The sequence below is a fragment of the Pelagimonas sp. KU-00592-HH genome (genome assembly GCF_040369695.1).
GTDB lineage: Bacteria > Pseudomonadota > Alphaproteobacteria > Rhodobacterales > Rhodobacteraceae > Shimia.
This window is the reverse complement of record NZ_BAABWM010000004.1, coordinates 441,056-456,909: the sequence shown is the minus strand read 5'-3', so window position 1 is coordinate 456,909 and position 15,854 is coordinate 441,056. Positions and strand designations below refer to the sequence as shown.

14 protein-coding genes are annotated in these 15,854 nt (G+C 61.8%); 5 read left to right on the top strand and 9 right to left on the bottom strand.

What is annotated here, in order from left to right:
• The first annotated feature begins 3 nt into the window (after nt 1-3).
• Together xdhB and xdhC are read left to right on the top strand one after the other, a co-directional pair.
• Nucleotides 4-2,337 (top strand): xanthine dehydrogenase molybdopterin binding subunit, encoded by a 2,334-nt coding sequence (xdhB, locus tag ABWV42_RS17445; RefSeq protein ID WP_353341297.1) that lies wholly within the window; start codon nt 4-6, stop codon nt 2,335-2,337.
• Nucleotides 2,334-3,179, top strand: a complete 846-nt coding sequence (xdhC, locus tag ABWV42_RS17440; protein ID WP_353341296.1) for a xanthine dehydrogenase accessory protein XdhC — start codon at nt 2,334-2,336, stop codon at nt 3,177-3,179. Before xdhB ends, xdhC begins: the two co-directional genes overlap by 4 nt.
• Before the next feature lie 7 nt (nt 3,180-3,186).
• On the opposite strand, the gene ABWV42_RS17435 is transcribed toward xdhC, so the two are convergent.
• Together ABWV42_RS17435 and puuE are read right to left on the bottom strand one after the other, a co-directional pair.
• Nucleotides 3,187-3,672 carry an ureidoglycolate lyase gene (locus ABWV42_RS17435; protein WP_353341295.1) on the bottom strand — a complete coding sequence of 162 codons (486 nt, stop codon included), beginning with the start codon at nt 3,670-3,672 and terminating at the stop codon, nt 3,187-3,189.
• A complete protein-coding gene (gene puuE, locus ABWV42_RS17430) occupies nt 3,669-5,081 on the bottom strand; it encodes an allantoinase PuuE (RefSeq protein WP_353341294.1) in 1,413 nt (470 codons plus the stop codon). The genes ABWV42_RS17435 and puuE overlap by 4 nt, the downstream gene beginning before the upstream one ends.
• A gap of 148 nt (nt 5,082-5,229) precedes the next feature.
• Between puuE and uraH the strand changes: the two genes are divergently transcribed.
• The gene (gene uraH / locus ABWV42_RS17425) at nt 5,230-5,583 is read left to right on the top strand and encodes a hydroxyisourate hydrolase (protein ID WP_353341293.1); all 354 of its coding nucleotides are present in this window, start codon (nt 5,230-5,232) and stop codon (nt 5,581-5,583) included.
• Nucleotides 5,584-5,595: 12 nt separating this feature from the next.
• On the opposite strand, the gene pta is transcribed toward uraH, so the two are convergent.
• Nucleotides 5,596-6,603 carry a phosphate acetyltransferase gene (pta, locus tag ABWV42_RS17420; protein WP_353341292.1) on the bottom strand — a complete coding sequence of 336 codons (1,008 nt, stop codon included), beginning with the start codon at nt 6,601-6,603 and terminating at the stop codon, nt 5,596-5,598.
• 307 nt (nt 6,604-6,910) lie between these two features.
• Between pta and glf the strand changes: the two genes are divergently transcribed.
• Together glf and ABWV42_RS17410 are read left to right on the top strand one after the other, a co-directional pair.
• Nucleotides 6,911-8,056 (top strand): UDP-galactopyranose mutase, encoded by a 1,146-nt coding sequence (gene glf / locus ABWV42_RS17415; RefSeq protein WP_353341291.1) that lies wholly within the window; start codon nt 6,911-6,913, stop codon nt 8,054-8,056.
• 137 nt (nt 8,057-8,193) lie between these two features.
• The gene (locus ABWV42_RS17410; protein WP_353341290.1) at nt 8,194-9,849 is read left to right on the top strand and encodes a U32 family peptidase C-terminal domain-containing protein; all 1,656 of its coding nucleotides are present in this window, start codon (nt 8,194-8,196) and stop codon (nt 9,847-9,849) included.
• Nucleotides 9,850-9,856: 7 nt separating this feature from the next.
• On the opposite strand, the gene ABWV42_RS17405 is transcribed toward ABWV42_RS17410, so the two are convergent.
• The 6 genes from ABWV42_RS17405 to ABWV42_RS17380 are packed head-to-tail and all read right to left on the bottom strand — an operon-like array spanning nt 9,857 to nt 15,853.
• Nucleotides 9,857-10,609: a polysaccharide deacetylase family protein gene (locus tag ABWV42_RS17405; protein ID WP_353341289.1), complete on the bottom strand. Its 753-nt coding sequence runs from the start codon at nt 10,607-10,609 to the stop codon at nt 9,857-9,859.
• Entirely contained in the window at nt 10,606-11,742 is a 1,137-nt protein-coding gene (locus tag ABWV42_RS17400; protein ID WP_353341288.1) for a glycosyltransferase family protein, read from the bottom strand. The genes ABWV42_RS17405 and ABWV42_RS17400 overlap by 4 nt, the downstream gene beginning before the upstream one ends.
• Nucleotides 11,739-12,323, bottom strand: coding sequence for a histidine phosphatase family protein (locus ABWV42_RS17395; protein WP_353341287.1), 585 nt, complete (start codon nt 12,321-12,323; stop codon nt 11,739-11,741). Before ABWV42_RS17395 ends, ABWV42_RS17400 begins: the two co-directional genes overlap by 4 nt.
• A complete protein-coding gene (locus tag ABWV42_RS17390; RefSeq protein ID WP_353341286.1) occupies nt 12,320-13,399 on the bottom strand; it encodes a glycosyltransferase family 4 protein in 1,080 nt (359 codons plus the stop codon). Before ABWV42_RS17390 ends, ABWV42_RS17395 begins: the two co-directional genes overlap by 4 nt.
• A gap of 1 nt (nt 13,400) precedes the next feature.
• A complete protein-coding gene (locus ABWV42_RS17385) occupies nt 13,401-14,633 on the bottom strand; it encodes a glycosyltransferase (RefSeq protein ID WP_353341285.1) in 1,233 nt (410 codons plus the stop codon).
• Nucleotides 14,630-15,853 carry a glycosyltransferase family protein gene (locus tag ABWV42_RS17380; protein WP_353341284.1) on the bottom strand — a complete coding sequence of 408 codons (1,224 nt, stop codon included), beginning with the start codon at nt 15,851-15,853 and terminating at the stop codon, nt 14,630-14,632. The genes ABWV42_RS17385 and ABWV42_RS17380 overlap by 4 nt, the downstream gene beginning before the upstream one ends.
• Between the last annotated feature and the right edge of the window lies 1 nt (nt 15,854).

Below are 15,854 nucleotides of genomic sequence, written 5' to 3'. Positions count from 1 at the left end.
GTCATGAAAGACAGACAGGATATCCGCGGCGCGACACGGCAATCGATCCCGCATGACAGCGCGGCAAAACAGGTGATGGGGCGGGCCGAGTATACCGACGACATCGCCGAACCGGCAGGGACGCTGCACGCCTACCTTGGGGTGTCCGATGTGGCCCATGCGCGGCTTCGGTCGATTGACCTGTCCGCTGTGCGCGCCGCGCCGGGTGTTGTCGATGTTCTGACGGCGGCCGACATTCCGGGGGTGAATGACGTGAGCCCGACCGGACGCCACGATGAGCCGGTGTTTCCGACGGACGCAATCGAATACCACGGCCAGCCCCTGTTCGCGGTTGTGGCCGAGACGCGGGATGCGGCGCGGCGAGCGGCGGAATTGGCCAAGGTCGACTGCGAGGTTCTGCCCCACGCAACAGACCCTGTTTCGGCGCGGGACGCGGGAATGCCACTGGTGACAGATCCTCTCAAGCTTGAGCGCGGGGACGTGGTCAGCGGGTTCGGGGCAGCGGCGCATCGGGTGACAGGGCGGATGGTCATTGGTGGTCAGGATCACATGTATCTTGAAGGGCAGATCGCCTTTGCCGTACCGGGCGAGGACGACGACGTTGTCGTGCATTGTTCGACACAACACCCCAGCGAGGCGCAGCACATGGTGGCGCATGTCCTTGGGGTGCCCTCCAACGCGGTGGTGGTGAACGTCCGGCGTATGGGTGGCGGGTTTGGTGGCAAGGAAAGCCAGATGAACCTGTTCTGTGCGGTTGCTGCCGTGGCCGCCAAGAAACTGGGGCGGCCGGTGAAGATTCGCCCGGATCGTGATCAGGACATGACCGCTACGGGCAAGCGCCATGACTTTGTTGTCGACTATGATGTGGGCTTTGATGACACGGGGCGGATCGCGGCGGTGGAAGGCGAGTTCGCGGCGCGGTGCGGCTTTTCCTCGGACCTGTCGGGGCCGGTCACGGATCGGGCGCTGTTTCACGCCGACAACGCCTATTTCTATCCCAATGTGCGCCTGACATCGCGACCGCAGAAGACAAATACAGTCTCTAACACGGCCTTTCGTGGCTTTGGCGGGCCACAGGGCGTTGTGGCCGCGGAGCGCATGATCGAAGAGATTGCCTTTGCGCTTGGCAAAGATCCTCTGGAGGTGCGGCGGGCGAATTTCTATGGCGATGGTGCGGATGACCGCAGCCTGACGCCCTATCACCAGACGGTCGAAGACAACGTGATTGGCCGGATCGTTGATGAACTTGAAGACAGCGCGGACTATCAGGCGCGTCGCAAGGCGATTGTCGAGGAGAACGCCAAGGGGGGTGTCCTGCGGCGGGGTATTGCGCTGACGCCGGTCAAGTTCGGGATTTCCTTTACCGCGACCTGGTACAATCAGGCCGGGGCGCTGATCCATGTCTATAACGACGGGTCGATCCATCTGAACCACGGTGGCACCGAGATGGGCCAGGGGTTGAATACCAAGGTGGCGCAGGTCGTGGCGGAGGCCTTCCAGGTGGATTTTGACCGGATCAAGATCACCAAGACCACCACCGAGAAAGTGCCGAACACCTCGGCGACGGCGGCCTCGTCGGGATCGGACCTGAACGGGATGGCGGCGCTGGATGCTGCCGAGCAGATCAAGGCGCGGCTGGTGCAGTTTGCGGCAGAGAGCCGTGGTGTGGGCGAAGACGCGGTACGTTTTGTGCCGAACCACGTGCAGATCGGCGATGAGGTCGTGGCTTTTGATACGCTTGTGAAAGAGGCCTATATGGCGCGGGTGCATCTGTCGGCGGCGGGGTTCTACAAGACGCCGAAAATCCACTGGGATCGCGCGGCGGGCAAGGGGCGGCCGTTTTACTATTACGCCTATGGCGCGGCCTGTTCCGAGGTGGTGATTGATACGCTGACCGGCGAGTATCGGGTCGAGCGCACGGATATCCTGCATGATGTGGGCAGGTCGCTCAATCCGGCGCTGGACAAGGGGCAGGTTGAGGGCGCGTTTATCCAGGGCATGGGATGGCTGACCACGGAAGAGCTTTGGTGGGACGATGCGGGGCGGCTGCGCACACATGCGCCATCGACCTACAAGATTCCGCTGGCAAGTGACCGGCCCCGCGTTTTCAACGTGGAGCTCGCGGATTGGTCGGAAAACCGGGAGATGACGATCAAACGGTCAAAGGCGGTGGGGGAACCGCCGTTCATCCTTGGGATTGCGGTTCTCGAGGCGCTGTCGATGGCGGTGGCGTCGGTGGCGGATTACAAGGTCTGCCCGCGTCTTGATACGCCCGCCACGCCGGAGCGGGTCTTGCTGGCGGTGGAACGGCTGCGGACCGAGGGAGCGCGGGGATGAGCCAGAGCGCGACATTGCGGGCTTTCCTAGAGGCACATGAGGCCGTGGCCAAGGTGCGGATCAGCCGCGTTCTGGGCTCGGCACCGCGTGCGGAAGGCACCGAGATGTTCGTAGCGTCAGGGGGTGTTTTCGGCACGATTGGTGGCGGTCAGCTGGAGTTTCGGGTGATTGATGCGGCCCGCGCCCTGTTGGAACGGGGCGACGCGGCGGATGTGCTTGATCTGCCGTTGGGGCCGGAGATCGGCCAGTGTTGCGGCGGGCGCGTCGAGGTTTCGCTGTCCTGCATGAGTGCGCAAGACAAGGAGGCGGCGGTTGCCGAAGCGGCGCGGGAAGATGCGCACCAGCCGTCGGTTTATGTGCTGGGGGCCGGTCATGTGGGGCGTGCGCTGTGTGACCTGTTTCAGCATATGCCGGTGCGTTGCGTGTTGGTGGATCAGCGCGAGGAAGAGCTGGCGCAATGCGCGGCGCAGGTGGAACAGTGTCTTACTGCGCTGCCCGAGGCCGAGATTGCAAGCGCACCGGATGGCAGCGCCTTTATCGTCACGACACACGATCACGGACTGGATTTCCTCTTGGCCTCGACCGCACTTGGGCGGGAGGATGCGACCTATGTCGGGCTGATCGGGTCCGCCACGAAACGGGCGAACTTCCGCAGTTGGGTGCAGCGGCATTGTGACGGGGTCGACGTTGCGCGGCTTGTTTGCCCGATTGGTGCGGGTGCCGATAAGGACAAGCGGCCAGCCGTGATTGCGGCAATGACGGTGGCCGAGGTGATGGCGGCGCTGTCGATCGCTAACCAGTGTGACGCCGACATCCCGGTGCGCCATTTCGCGGCGCAGTAGCGCGTTTCTAGGTGTCGATCGTCAGCGGCGTTTCGAACCAGTGTTCCTCGAGGTTGGGGCCTTCGCCGATTCGATCCACCACGGCAAAGAGGCCGGGATCATGGAGCGGCGTCAGAACGCCGTGCCAGACACCCCGATGATAGTTCACCCCCTGCCCCGGAGCGGTTTTGAACGCCAGGGGGCGGCCGGGTTTGCCATCCTCATCCGGTGCCACCACGACGACGAAGGGTTTGTCTGACAGGGGCAGAAAGGCCTGACTGCCGTCGGGATGTCGCTCCATCATGTCGAGTGCGAAGGGCAAGGTCACGCATTGGGATTGAAACACGCTGATCCCGGCCTGACCGTCGGTGAAATCAAGGCGCGCGCGATCGTGGTAGCGGCCACACCGGCCCTGATTGATGATCTTGTCGGCCTCGCCCGAGACTTCGATCACATCCCCGAATGCGGCAAAGGCCGCGGCGGTCAGCGGTTGCAGGTGGATGATATCGCTCATGCGCCCAGCTTCTCGATCAGGCGCAATTCGGCGATCCGCTCGACCTGTTTGCAGGCCTCGGCGAATTCGGTGTCGCGATCATTGTCGACCCTGCGTTTGAAGGCCTCAAGGATCGTGGCCTTGGTATTGTCGCGCACGGCAATGATGAAGGGGAAGCCGAATTTTTCGGTGTAGGCGGTGTTGAGCGCGGTAAAGTCTGCGCGTTCCTGATCGGTCAGCGCGTCGAGACCGGCCGAGGCCTGCTCGGCGGTGGATTCGGCAGTCAGGCGCTTGGCAGCAGCCAGTTTGCCGGCAAGGTCGGGGTGCGCGACCAGAACCGCGTGGCGCTGTTCCTGCGAGGCGGAGCGGAAAATCCGCGACAGGGCGCTGTGAACGCCGGTTGCCGTGTCATGGGTTGGGCCAAGTTCGAGATCAAAGGCGCCTTCTGCAATCCACGGGCTGTGTTCGAAAATGCCGCCAAATTCCGACACAAAGGTTTCCTTGTCCATCGCGGACGGGCGCAGGCCCTGTCTGGGGGGGTGTTGCCGCGCCCAGTGATCGGCGATCTGTTCGCGGGTGGCGAACCAGACGCCATCGTGTTGGCGGAAATAGTCGAGCACGCGCTTGAGGGCGGCGGCACGGCCCGGACGACCCATCAGGCGACAGTGAAGGCCGATAGAGAGCATCTTGGGCGCGCCCTCCTGACCCTCGGCATAGAGCATGTCGAAGCTGTCCTTGAGGTAGCTTTCGAACTGGTCGCCGTTGGTATAGCCCGCCTGAATGGCAAAGCGCATGTCGTTGCAATCCATCGTGTAGGGCACGATCAGTTGATCCTTGCCCCCTGCCCTGACCCAGTACGGCAAATCATCGGCATAGCTGTCGGCGATATAGGCAAAGCTGCCTTCCTGGGCGACAAGGTCGACGGTGTTCATGGAACAGCGCCCGGTGTACCAGCCGCGCGGCGCGCTGCCGGTGACTTCGGTGTGCAGACGGATCGCCTCGCGGATTTGTGCGGCCTCTTCTTCGGCGCTCATGTCCTTGTGTTCGATCCACTTCAGACCATGGCTGGCGATTTCCCAGCCAGCGGCGGTCATTGCCGCCACCTGTTCCGGCGCGCGTGCCAAGGCAGTGGCGACACCGTAGACCGTGACAGGCAGATCGGACATCAGGCGATGCAGGCGCCAGAAACCGGCGCGGCTGCCGTATTCGTAGATCGATTCCATGTTCCAGTGGCGCTGACCGGGCCAAGGCTGAGCGCCGGTGATTTCGGAGAGGAACGCCTCGGAGGCGGCGTCGCCGTGGAGGATGTTGTTCTCGCCGCCCTCTTCGTAGTTGAGAACGATCTGAACGGCGATCTTGGCACCGTTCGGCCAGTTGGCGGCCGGCGGGTTTGCGCCGTGGCCTGTCATGTCTCGTGGATAGCGTGTCACGTGAAATCCCTTGTGCGTTCGACACTTACTAAATCACAAAGCCGCCGTGGTTTTTCAAAAAATGTTAGAAACACCATTCTGGTGGACCGGCTTTGCCTCATTTCTGATATTAGGGCAGAACGATCCCAGCACACAGGAGACCCAGCCGATGACGGGATATTTGACCACGCATGTTCTTGATACCGCGCGCGGATGCCCGGCGGCGGGGCTTGAGATTGAACTGTTCCGGATTGAAGGCGAGAGCCGCACCCTGTTGAAGACGCTGACAACCAATGACGACGGGCGCACGGATGAACAGATCCTGCCAGCGGACGCCTTTGCGATCGGGGAATACGAGCTGGTGTTTCACGCGGGCGCCTATCTGGACGCGACCGGCACGCCACCGGAATCCCCGCGTTTCCTGAACGTGATCCCGATCCGGTTCGGCATGTCGGAAGCGGCGCATTACCACGTGCCGCTGCTGCTGTCTCCGTTCGGCTATTCCACCTATCGCGGCAGTTGATCCCGGGGCCGGTCAGGCCGTGGCAAATTCGGCCTGCGCGGCGGTGACGGCGATCATGTGAAGCGCGTCTTCGGCGCTGCAACCGCGTGAGAGATCGTTCGCCGGTTTGTCGAGTCCCTGAAGGATCGGGCCAATCGCTACCGCGCCGCCAAGACGTTGCGCGATCTTGTAGGCGATGTTGCCGCTTTCGAGATTGGGGAAGACGAAGATGTTGGCATCCCCTCCAAGCGGCGAGTCGCTGGCCTTGGAAGCGGCGACGTCGGGTACAAAGGCCGCGTCGAACTGAAGTTCGCCGTCGATCAGGAGATTGGGCTGGGTTTCCTGTGCAATCTGGGTGGCGGTGACGACCTTGGACACTGCCACATGTTCGGCACTGCCGCGCGTCGAGAAAGACAGCATGGCGACGCGAGGTGTTTCGCTGGTGAGTGTGGCAAAGGATTCTGCGGAGGCCATGGCGATCTCGGCCAGCTCTTCAGCGTTGGGATCGACCACGAGGCCACTGTCGGCAAAGATGTGCGCGCCTTTCTTGGCGTGATGCGCCTCGCAGAACAGCATCAGAAAGAAACTGGACACCAGCTTGGCACCCTTTTTAGGGCCAATGACCTGAAGCGCGGTGCGTACGATTTCGGCGGTGGTGGCAACAGCGCCGCCAACGGTCCCGTCTGCCAGCCCGGCCTTCACAAGAAGCGCCGCATAGACATGCGGTTTCGACGCGGCACGCAACGCCTGTTCGAGGGTGACACCCTTGTGCTTGCGCAGGCTGTAGTAGAGGAGCGCAAGTTCATCACGGTGGGGGGATTTGGTGGGGTCGTGAATCTCGATACCCTCGCCCGGCTCTTGCTTGAGCAGCGAGAATTGCAACTGAACAGTCAGTTCATCGCCAACCAGAATCGTGCGGGCAATCCCCTTGTCGCGCGCCTCAATGGCGGCCTCGACGATACGCGGATCCGTGCCTTCGCTCATGGCAATGACCTTTTGCGAGCGGGCAGCGTTTTTCAGCAGCGTCTCCAATGGTTTCATGAATTCTTCCCCTCCCGAGATGCATCCGGAAGCGTACGGCAAATTCCCAAACGGGTTAGGGCCAGCCAGAAGCGCCGTTTAGGTCCAAGCAAGAAGTATCTGGCATTCACCTGCTGATCGCCAAGTGCGGACGATTGCATTCAGGTCTGCCGGCGGGCAAAAGGGAGGCAGATTTGCAGAGCAACATGCGTCCAATGGACCGGAAAAGTCGCGTAGGTGTTACATTCGTTTGTTTTGCGCCCTAAAGGAACGTTAGAAGAGCTTGATACTGGCCTTTTGACCAAAATTTTTCGCAAGGAGAGACACGTTGAACATTCTTCTGGTAGGAGCCGGACTTTCCGGTGCGGTGATCGGGCGACGTCTTGCCGAGGCAGGACATGACATCACAATCGTTGACGGGCGCGACCATATCGGCGGCAACTGCCACACCGAACGCGATGCCGAAACCGATGTGATGGTGCATGTCTACGGCCCGCATATCTTCCACACCGACGACGAAGAAGTGTGGAACTATGTCAACGAGTTCACCACCTTCATGCCCTACAAGAACCGGGTGAAGACAACGAGCCAGGGGCAGGTGTTTTCGCTGCCGATCAACCTGCACACCATCAACCAGTACTACGGCAAGACCATGCGCCCCGACGAGGCGCGCGAGTTTATCGCCAGCATCGGTGACAGCTCGATCGAAGAGCCGGAAACCTTTGAAGAGCAGGCGCTGAAGTTTGTTGGCCCCGATCTCTACGAGGCCTTTTTCAAGGGCTATACCGAGAAACAGTGGGGCTGTTCGCCAACCGAGCTGCCGGCTTCGATCCTGAAGCGCCTGCCGGTGCGCTTCAACTATGACGACAACTATTTCTTCCACAAGTTCCAGGGCATGCCGGAAAACGGCTATACCCCGATGATCGAAGCGATCCTGAAGCACGACAAGATCACCGTGAAGCTGAACACCTGGTACACGCCGGAGATGGGGGAAGGCTTTGATCACGTGTTCTGGTCGGGTCCGCTGGACGGGTTCTTCGATTACAAGCTGGGCCGTCTTGGCTATCGCACGCTGGACTTTGAAAAGTTCACCGAACAGGGCGACTATCAGGGCTGTGCCGTGATGAACTATGGCGACCGCGACGTGCCCTTTACCCGCATCACCGAGCACAAGCATTTCTCGCCGTGGGAAGAGCATGAGGGCACCGTGTGCTACCGCGAATTCTCGCGTTCCTGCACGCCGGACGACATCCCCTATTATCCGATCCGCATGGTCGACGAGAAGGCGATGCTGGCGGACTATGTGGCGCTGGCGGAAGAAAGCGAGGGCGTGACCTTTGTTGGGCGCCTTGGCACCTATCGGTATCTCGACATGGACGTGACCATTCGCGAGGCGATGGACACGGCGACGATGTTCCTTGAGCATCAGGAAAACGGCAGCAAGATGCCCGCCTTCGCGGTGTCGCCGCAGTAACGACGCGCGCGTCCAAAGCGAAAGAAACAAGGCCGGTACCGCGACGGGTGCCGGCCTTTTGCGTTCCGCAACGAGGTGTTTTGCCTTAGGGACAAATCTGCGGTAAGGGAAAGCCTTCCAAAACGGATGCGCGACTCATGACCCAACATCGTTCCGAACTGCTGATGCCAGCGGGCAACCTTCGCAAGCTCAAGATGGCCGTGCTTTATGGCGCGGATGCCGTCTATCTTGGCACGCCCGACATGTCGCTTCGCACGAAATCCGAGTTTTCGCTCGAGGATGTGATCGAGGGGGTCGAGTTCTGCCATGAACATGGTCGCCGCGCCTATCTGACGCTGAACCTGTTCTCGCACAACAAGGACATCCCCAAGCTGGACGAGTACATCGAGACGGTGCGGAAGGTGAAGCCGGACGGCCTCATCATTTCCGATCCGGGGGTGTTTCAATACGTACGCGAACGGGCACCGGAAATCCCGCTGCATGTCTCGACGCAGGCCAATATCGCCTCTTGGCTGACCACGCAATTCTGGCAGTCGCAGGGTGCGGACCTTGTGGTTCTGGCACGCGAGGTGTCTTTCCCCGAGCTGGAGGAAATTCGCGAGAAATGCCCGGACATCAAGCTGGAAGCCTTTGTGCATGGCGCGATGTGCATGACCTATTCGGGCCGCTGCCTGTTGTCGAACTTCATGGCCGAGCGCGGGGCGAACCAGGGCAACTGTGCCAACTCGTGTCGCTGGAACTACAAGTTCCACATGCGTCTCAAGGACGGCACGGTTCAGGAGTTGATTGTCGACGAGGACAATTTGCACATGTTCGAATTCCTGCTGGAAGAAGGTGTGCGGCCCGGTGAGTTCCTGCCGATCCAGGAAGACGAGCGCGGGAGTTATATCCTGAACTCGAAAGACCTGTGCCTGATGCCAAAGCTGGATGATTATCTGCGCATTGGTGTCGACAGTCTCAAGGTCGAGGGGCGCGGGAAATCGGAATACTATGCCGCCGTCGTGGCGCGGGCCTACCGGATGGCGATTGATGACTACTATGCCGACCCGGAGAACTGGAACGCGGCGGATTACATGGAAGAACTGGGGACCGTGGGCAACCGCGGCTATACGCTGGCCTTCCACAAGGGGCGTTTGACCAACCTCGCGCATGGTTACGAGCAGACGCAGGCGATTGCCCAGTGGGAATATGCCGGGGTTGTGACCGAGGTGACCGAAGACGCCTTTCATGTCGAGGTGAAGAACAAGCTTGAGCCGGGGGATGTGATCGAGATCGTGTCACCGGTGGCGCGCAATACCATCCTGCTGCGGGGCTATGAGTACGAGGTGGCGGCAACCGGTGAGAAGAAAGAGGTAATCCACGGATCGACCAAGACGATCATCCGTCTGCCTTTCGCCCTGTTCGAGCATGAAGACCTTGAGGACCTGCGCACGAACTTTCCGCCCTACACGGTGCTGCGCAAAGAGCGTGCGCTGACCGAAGAGCAATGGGCGCGTCTGCAACTCGACAAGACGGCGCTGGCGATGGAAGTGAAGGATAGCACCGGCGAGACCGCGTATAAGCGTCGCCGCGACAAGCTGGTGGAGGCGATTGAAGCGGATGCCAACACCAAGCGTTTCAAGACCAACCGCAAGGGCACCGAAGGGTGTTGCGGCAAGGGGTGCAACGGCTGTCTGATCTTCTGGCAGGACGACATGTACGCCAAGGCCCGCGAAGTCCTTCTGGAACGCAAGCAGGGGGCGATGCTGACCAAGGCCGAGGCGGCCGAGTTCAAACTTCCGGCGGCAGAGTAAGCGGGGTTCAGGCCTGATCGTGCCGGTAAAGCGTGATCGGGCCGGATTGCATTTCGCTCAGAAACTGGCGGGTGAAGTCCCAGATATCGGCATCATGCACGAGGTGGTGGGTGAGATAGCCCAGCGGCTCGGCGGCATCGGTGTTGCCGTTCCGCCGATCTTGCAGCAGCTGCACGGTTTGGGCGACCAGCGTCTCGGGCGCGACGAGGCCCCGCGTGCCGCGCCAGAAAATCGGATCGATATGGGTGTTGATCTGGACCACGCCGGGCGCGGGCTCAACGGCTTTGCGGGGCGTATAGGTCGAGATCGCGGTATAGCCGATGGCGGCAAGCGCCGGCATCAGGTCGGGCGCGATGCGGTTCCAGGGCGGCACGAACATCGGGGCGAGACGCGCACCAAAGAGGCCTTGCAGGCGGGCGAGCGCGTTTTGCAGATCGGCGCGGGCGTCTTCAGGTCTGCGGGTGGCGCCGAACTCGACCTTCTTGGCTTCGGGCGGGGCGTGGTTTTCATGCGCCCAGCCGTGGATCACGGGGATCAGGTTTTGGCGGCCGTCGACATAAGTCGCCAGTTCCGGCCTGGCCGTTTTCGGGATCACGGCAAGGTGGACAGGCACGCCAAGCGCCCGTGACATCTCGTGCATCCGGTCCAGGTGCGCGGTGGACTGGATCGCGTCGTCGTCGCGCCACCAGAAGGGCAGAATCAGACCCTGTTCCCGCCAAATCGCCAGTTCTTGCCGGAGGGGGGACCAGTCGATCTTCATGCCACACTGACCAGTTTTTCGGTGATGCGCACCGCCTCGGCAGCGCCATCCATCGCGGCGCCATTCCCGCTACGCGGGCCTTGGTTGATCACCCTGGCGACCAGTTCGGCCATGCGCGCCGGTGTCACGTCGGCGGTGGGCAGAACCTCAATCGCAGGCTGTTCGGCAAGCGAGGTGGAGCGCAGGGTCTGTTCCACCTCTCCGCCATCATCGAAGGGGACGAGAACCGAGGGGATGCCGGTTTGCAGGAGATCAAGCGCGGTGTTGTAGCCACACATACTCAGCGAGGCGGCAGCGCAGTAGAGCATCTGGCGGAAGTCGGGGCGCACGGCCTCAATGGTGATGTCGAGATCGCCGGCCTTTTGTTTCAGCGCGGCAATCCGCGCGTCGCGGTCTGCGCCGCCGACAAGGATGTGCCAGTGCAGATCACTTTGGCGGGCGGCCTCGATCGCGCATTCGAACATGGCCTGCCCGACTGATCCACCACCGGCACTGACCAGCACCTCGCCCTGCCCTGCCCCGTCAGGATGGGGTGTTGCGGCGGGTGGTGCCACGTAACCGGTGTAGTGCAACAGGGGCGCGATGGCATCGGTGACCGGCCAGCTTGCCGAGAGTTGGGTGATTTCGGGGTCGGAATGGACCAAGACGCCATCGTAGTAGGTTGTGAGAATTTCGGCGGCTTTTTCCGCCTTTTTGGGTTTCGAGGGCGGGGCGAGGATATCGCGAATGGAGCACAGCACCCGGGGGCGGTTGGGCATGGCATGGGCCGCATTGAGAAGGGCCAGAAACTCGTCCGACAAAGAGCGGCGACCGAAGGGAAAGAGTTCGGTCAGGAGCACATCGGGTTGCAGGCGGTGCAGGGTTGCGATGGCCAGCTGCTTGCGCGCTTCGAAGGTTTGTTCAGTCACCTCAAGGCCAGCATCGTCCAGTAGGCGGCTGAAATTGGTGCCGTCAGAGGCGACCGACGGCAATTGTATGAGATCGATTCCGGCAAAATCCATGTGCGGCGCTGGGCGGCCGCCCGACAGGATCGTGACGGTGTGACCCGCGGCCAGATAGGCACGGCCCAGGGTCAGGGCGCGGGACAGGTGGCCAGCGCCGAGAAGATGGGTGACGGAGATCAGAACCTTCATGCGACCCTGTCCAGACGCACGATTTCGGGTGAGGCGACGCGCAGGTCTGTGCCGTCGATCTCTACCACGAACAGGCGGTTTCGCTTAACGGCAAAGGGCGGCGTGCCAAGGAAATCCCAGCCGTGGGCCTTGGCGAGGATCATCCGCATGATGCCGATGTGGCAGACGGCAAGCGTATCGGCCTTGAGCGAGAAAACCCAATCGGCGAGACGGTTCCAGACCTCGGCCGGGGTTTCGCCGCTGGGGGGCTGATAGTCCCAGCCCCAGTATTCGATGTCCCGAAATCCGGAGTCGGGGTCGGCCTTGAGGTCGACGCCCTTGAGGCCTTCCCAGTCACCCCAGTTCATTTCGATCAGGGAGTCGACGGTTTCGGGTGCGCGACCGGCAACGATTTCCGCGGTTTCGCGGGCCCGGTGAAGGGGGCTTGAGACAAGGGCGGCATCGGCCCAGTCGGCGGGCAGGCGAAAGGCGGCAAGGTCGGCGCGGGCCTCGTCATCCAGCGGAATGTCGGTGCGCCCCTGAATGCGGCCTGCACGGTTCCAATGCGTGTGCCCGTGACGCAGCATGGCCAATCGGATCATGCGTTCTCTCCCATCAGTGTCTCAAGCACATCCCACAGGGTTTTGCGGGCGGCTGGCAAGAGATGATTTTGCTGAACGAAGGCGCGGGCCTGGGTGGCGCGGGAGGCCCAGTAATGCCGCGCGCCCCAGAGGCGATCAATCGCGGTGGCCATCGCGGTGATATCGCCTTCGGACACCATCGCCGCGTTTGGCAGGACGTCGCGCACGCCGGGACGGTTCTCGGCCACGACGGGAACGCCCGCCGCCTGCGCCTCGAGGTAGACCATGCCGAAAGCCTCGTTCACACCCGGCCAAAGGAGAACCGAAGCGCGATCAAAGGCGGCGTCTTTTGCAGGCCCTTCCAGCTTGCCCAGAAAGGTGACGCGATCGCCGAATGGGGCGAACAGGGCTTCGACCTCGGCGCGGGCAGTCCCATCGCCAACGATTTCACACCGCCAATCGGGGGTCTTGAGGTGTTTCAGAACCTCGGCGGCCACGGTGTAGGACGCCAGCTTGTCGCCCGGACGCATCATGCCGAGGCACAGGATGGTCCGGTCCGACGGCATCTGGTGCACGGGAAGGTCATCGCGGCGCAGGAAAGGGTGCAGGTGCGCGATGCGCTGATCCTCGGGCGCGTGTTCCAGAAGCGAGACACCATCGCGTTCGGTGACATGGAAAATCGCCTGTGCCTGATCGGATGCGGCGTGTGCCGCGCGGGCGAATTGATCCCACGGGCCATCAAGGCGCTTGTAGGCGCGGGTTGCTTCGATCTGGATGTAGGGGATGTTCAGGGCGGCGGCGACCTTTGGACCGATCAGGTCGGGGGCTTTGTAGTAGTTGTGATAGGTAACCCAGGCCGACCATCCGCCAAGAGCGATCAGCCGCTCTGCCTCGGCCTCTGCATCTTTGAAAAGCGCAGCCTGTACCGCGCTGTCACCCTTGCCGTCATAGCTTCGCAGTTCCGAGACAAGGACCACGGTGCAATCGCGGGCGGGATCGGCCAGCGCGTCCATGATCCCACGGGCCATTTCACGATCTCCCGACGGGTTCGGATGGTTCGGGGATTTGAGCGGCGCGTAGAAGGCGATCCGGGCCATCTTACTCTCCGATCAGGGCCTTGAGACGGGCATCGAGTGCCTTGATATGCGGCCCCATGAGGAAGTGATTGGTGAGACGCTCGTAGGCGGCCTCGGCCATGGAAAGGCGCTTTTGCGGATTGTCGGCAAGATCGGTCATGGCTGCGGCCAGTGCCTTGGGGGCGTCATCCGACAGGATGCCGTGAACGCCCGTGTCGATGAACTCGGGGATGGCAGAGACCGGGGTCGACAGAATACAGAGCTTTTGCGAGGCGGCTTCCATCAGGACGTTGGGCAGGCCATCGCGGTCACCATCCTTGGCGATACGGCTGGGCAGAACGAAGATATCGGAGGCGCGCATGGCCTCGATCACTTCCGGCTGGTCGCAGGCCCCGCTCCAGGTGATGCGGTGGTCGATCCCGAGGTCGCGGGCCTGTGCCTTGAGGGTATCGCCGTTGCCGCCGCCGATATGCTGCCAGTGCCAGTCGAGCGTTTCGGGCAGTTGACCGAGGGCGGCGATCAGGTTGTCGAAGCCTTTTTTCTCGACCAGACGACCAACCGACAAAAGGCGCAGGGGGCCGTCGGTGATGGTGCGTTCCGGAGGGGCGGGAAAGCGGGCGAGATCAAGCCCATGGTAGATCAGTTCGACCCGATCGCGACGATCCGCCAGCCCCTTGAGGTGCTCGGCGCCAAAGCCGGTGCAGGTGGCAAGGAACTCGGCGCCATAGGTGCTTGCCTGAAGTTTCTCGCGCTTTTCCCATTCCGGCGAGGTCCAGATGTCCTTGGCGTGGGCCGAGACGCCCCAGTCCATACCCCGCATGATGGCGGCATAGCGGGTAACAGAGGCCGGTGTGTGCATGAAATGCGCATAAAGGGCAGCGGTTTCCGGCGGCAATTCAGCGGCCAGAACGCAGGCCTGACCAAACCGGCGGCCCCGGTTGGTTGTGCGGTCGCGCATCAGATCCCACAGCCAGACAGCCGTCGCCTTCCAGAAGCCAGTGCGCAGGATGTTGCGACCAATGCCACGCAAGACGCGCAGAGGTTCCTGATAGAGATACTCGGGCAGGTAGTTGACCTTGGCCTTGAGCCGGTCATGCAGCGGATGGCGCTTTTTGTCGGTTGGAAAGCGAAGCGACCAGATTTCCAGATCATGGCCCATTTCTTCGAGGGCCACGAGTTCCTGTGCGATGAAGGTTTCGGACAGGCGCGGCCAGCCCTTTACCACAACCGCCAGACGGGCGTGTTTTGTGTTCATGCCACCCCTTGTGCGTCCTTCAGACCCAGCATTTCAAGAGAACGATGTGAGACGAAATCCAATCCGTCCAGAAGCCCCGGCACAAAGGCCGTCGAGGGTTTCTTCTGGTGCGGCAGTGCGCGGATGGCTTCGATCATGGCCACAACGGTCAGCCCCTCGCGGAATTCGTCGAGAACACGCACAAGACCGAGTTCTTCGGCGCGATGTGCGCGGATGTATTGTTCGAGACGCGGCTTGGTGCGCGGCACGATAACCGCGGGCTTGTCGAAGGACAGCATCTCGCAAAAAGTGTTGTAGCCGCCCATCGACACGATGCCCTGTGCGCCTGTGATCAGGTTTTCCATACGGCTGTCGAAACCGGTGGTCTGCACGCGGCCATCAAGAGCGGCAACGCGGGTTTCAAACTCGGCACGCTGCTCGCCGGAGAGGAAGGGGCCATAGACCAGCTTGGCATTGGGGCCGAGGGTGGGATCGCGTTCATAGGCGGACAGAACGAGGTCCACCATGCTGGCGCCATCGCCGCCACCGCCCGGAGTGATGAGAATATAGTTCTCGTCCGGGATCTCGCCCTCTTCGAGGACTTCGCGGCGGAGATAGCCGGTATATTTCATCCGCGACCGGAAGGCGGCGGAGAGATCGAGACCTGCCGTGGGATCATAGATCGAGCGCAGGCCGTAGACCCATGCCTCGTCATAGTATTTCTCGGCCGCCTCGATGGCGCCCTTGCGTTCCCATTCGGCGGCCAGAACTTCAGGTTCGTCCAGCACGTCCCGCAGGCCCAGAACGATATGCGCCTTGCGCTTGTTCTTGAGCCAGTCGAGCGCCGGGATCAATTCGCCGCGAAACCCCGTGGGTTCCTTGTCGACGATCAGGATATCCGGATTGAAGTGCATGGCGGCCGACTTGATGAGACCCGCCCGCAATTCCGTGGTTTCGTCGATATCAAGGCCAAGCGTTTCCGAGGCATAGGAGCCATCGGGGTTCTTGGTGACACCGGGAAGGCGGATGTGGTCGACGCGATCCGGGAAGGCAAAGCGTCCTGCGACCGGAGATCCGGTGAGGATGATCGCGGAAATGCTCTGGTCTGCGGCGGTGATGGCACTGGCAAGGGTACGCGAGCGACGGAGATGGCCAAGGCCGAAGGTGTCATGGCTGTAGAACAGCACACGCGGCGAGCTGTTGCCCGCTGCCTGTCCGGTCACATTCTTGTCGTCAGCCAAG

Bases quoted from the DNA above. Each gene is read 5' to 3' on its own strand.
- xdhB (WP_353341297.1), top strand. From the start codon at position 4: ATGAAAGACAGACAGGATATCCGCGGCGCGACACGGCAATCGATCCCG.
- xdhC (WP_353341296.1), top strand. From the start codon at position 2,334: ATGAGCCAGAGCGCGACATTGCGGGCTTTCCTAGAGGCACATGAGGCC.
- ABWV42_RS17435 (WP_353341295.1), bottom strand. From the start codon at position 3,672: ATGAGCGATATCATCCACCTGCAACCGCTGACCGCCGCGGCCTTTGCC.
- uraH (WP_353341293.1), top strand. From the start codon at position 5,230: ATGACGGGATATTTGACCACGCATGTTCTTGATACCGCGCGCGGATGC.
- pta (WP_353341292.1), bottom strand. From the start codon at position 6,603: ATGAAACCATTGGAGACGCTGCTGAAAAACGCTGCCCGCTCGCAAAAG.
- ABWV42_RS17410 (WP_353341290.1), top strand. From the start codon at position 8,194: ATGACCCAACATCGTTCCGAACTGCTGATGCCAGCGGGCAACCTTCGC.
- ABWV42_RS17405 (WP_353341289.1), bottom strand. From the start codon at position 10,609: ATGAAGATCGACTGGTCCCCCCTCCGGCAAGAACTGGCGATTTGGCGG.
- ABWV42_RS17400 (WP_353341288.1), bottom strand. From the start codon at position 11,742: ATGAAGGTTCTGATCTCCGTCACCCATCTTCTCGGCGCTGGCCACCTG.
- ABWV42_RS17395 (WP_353341287.1), bottom strand. From the start codon at position 12,323: ATGATCCGATTGGCCATGCTGCGTCACGGGCACACGCATTGGAACCGT.
- ABWV42_RS17390 (WP_353341286.1), bottom strand. From the start codon at position 13,399: ATGGCCCGGATCGCCTTCTACGCGCCGCTCAAATCCCCGAACCATCCG.
- ABWV42_RS17385 (WP_353341285.1), bottom strand. From the start codon at position 14,633: ATGAACACAAAACACGCCCGTCTGGCGGTTGTGGTAAAGGGCTGGCCG.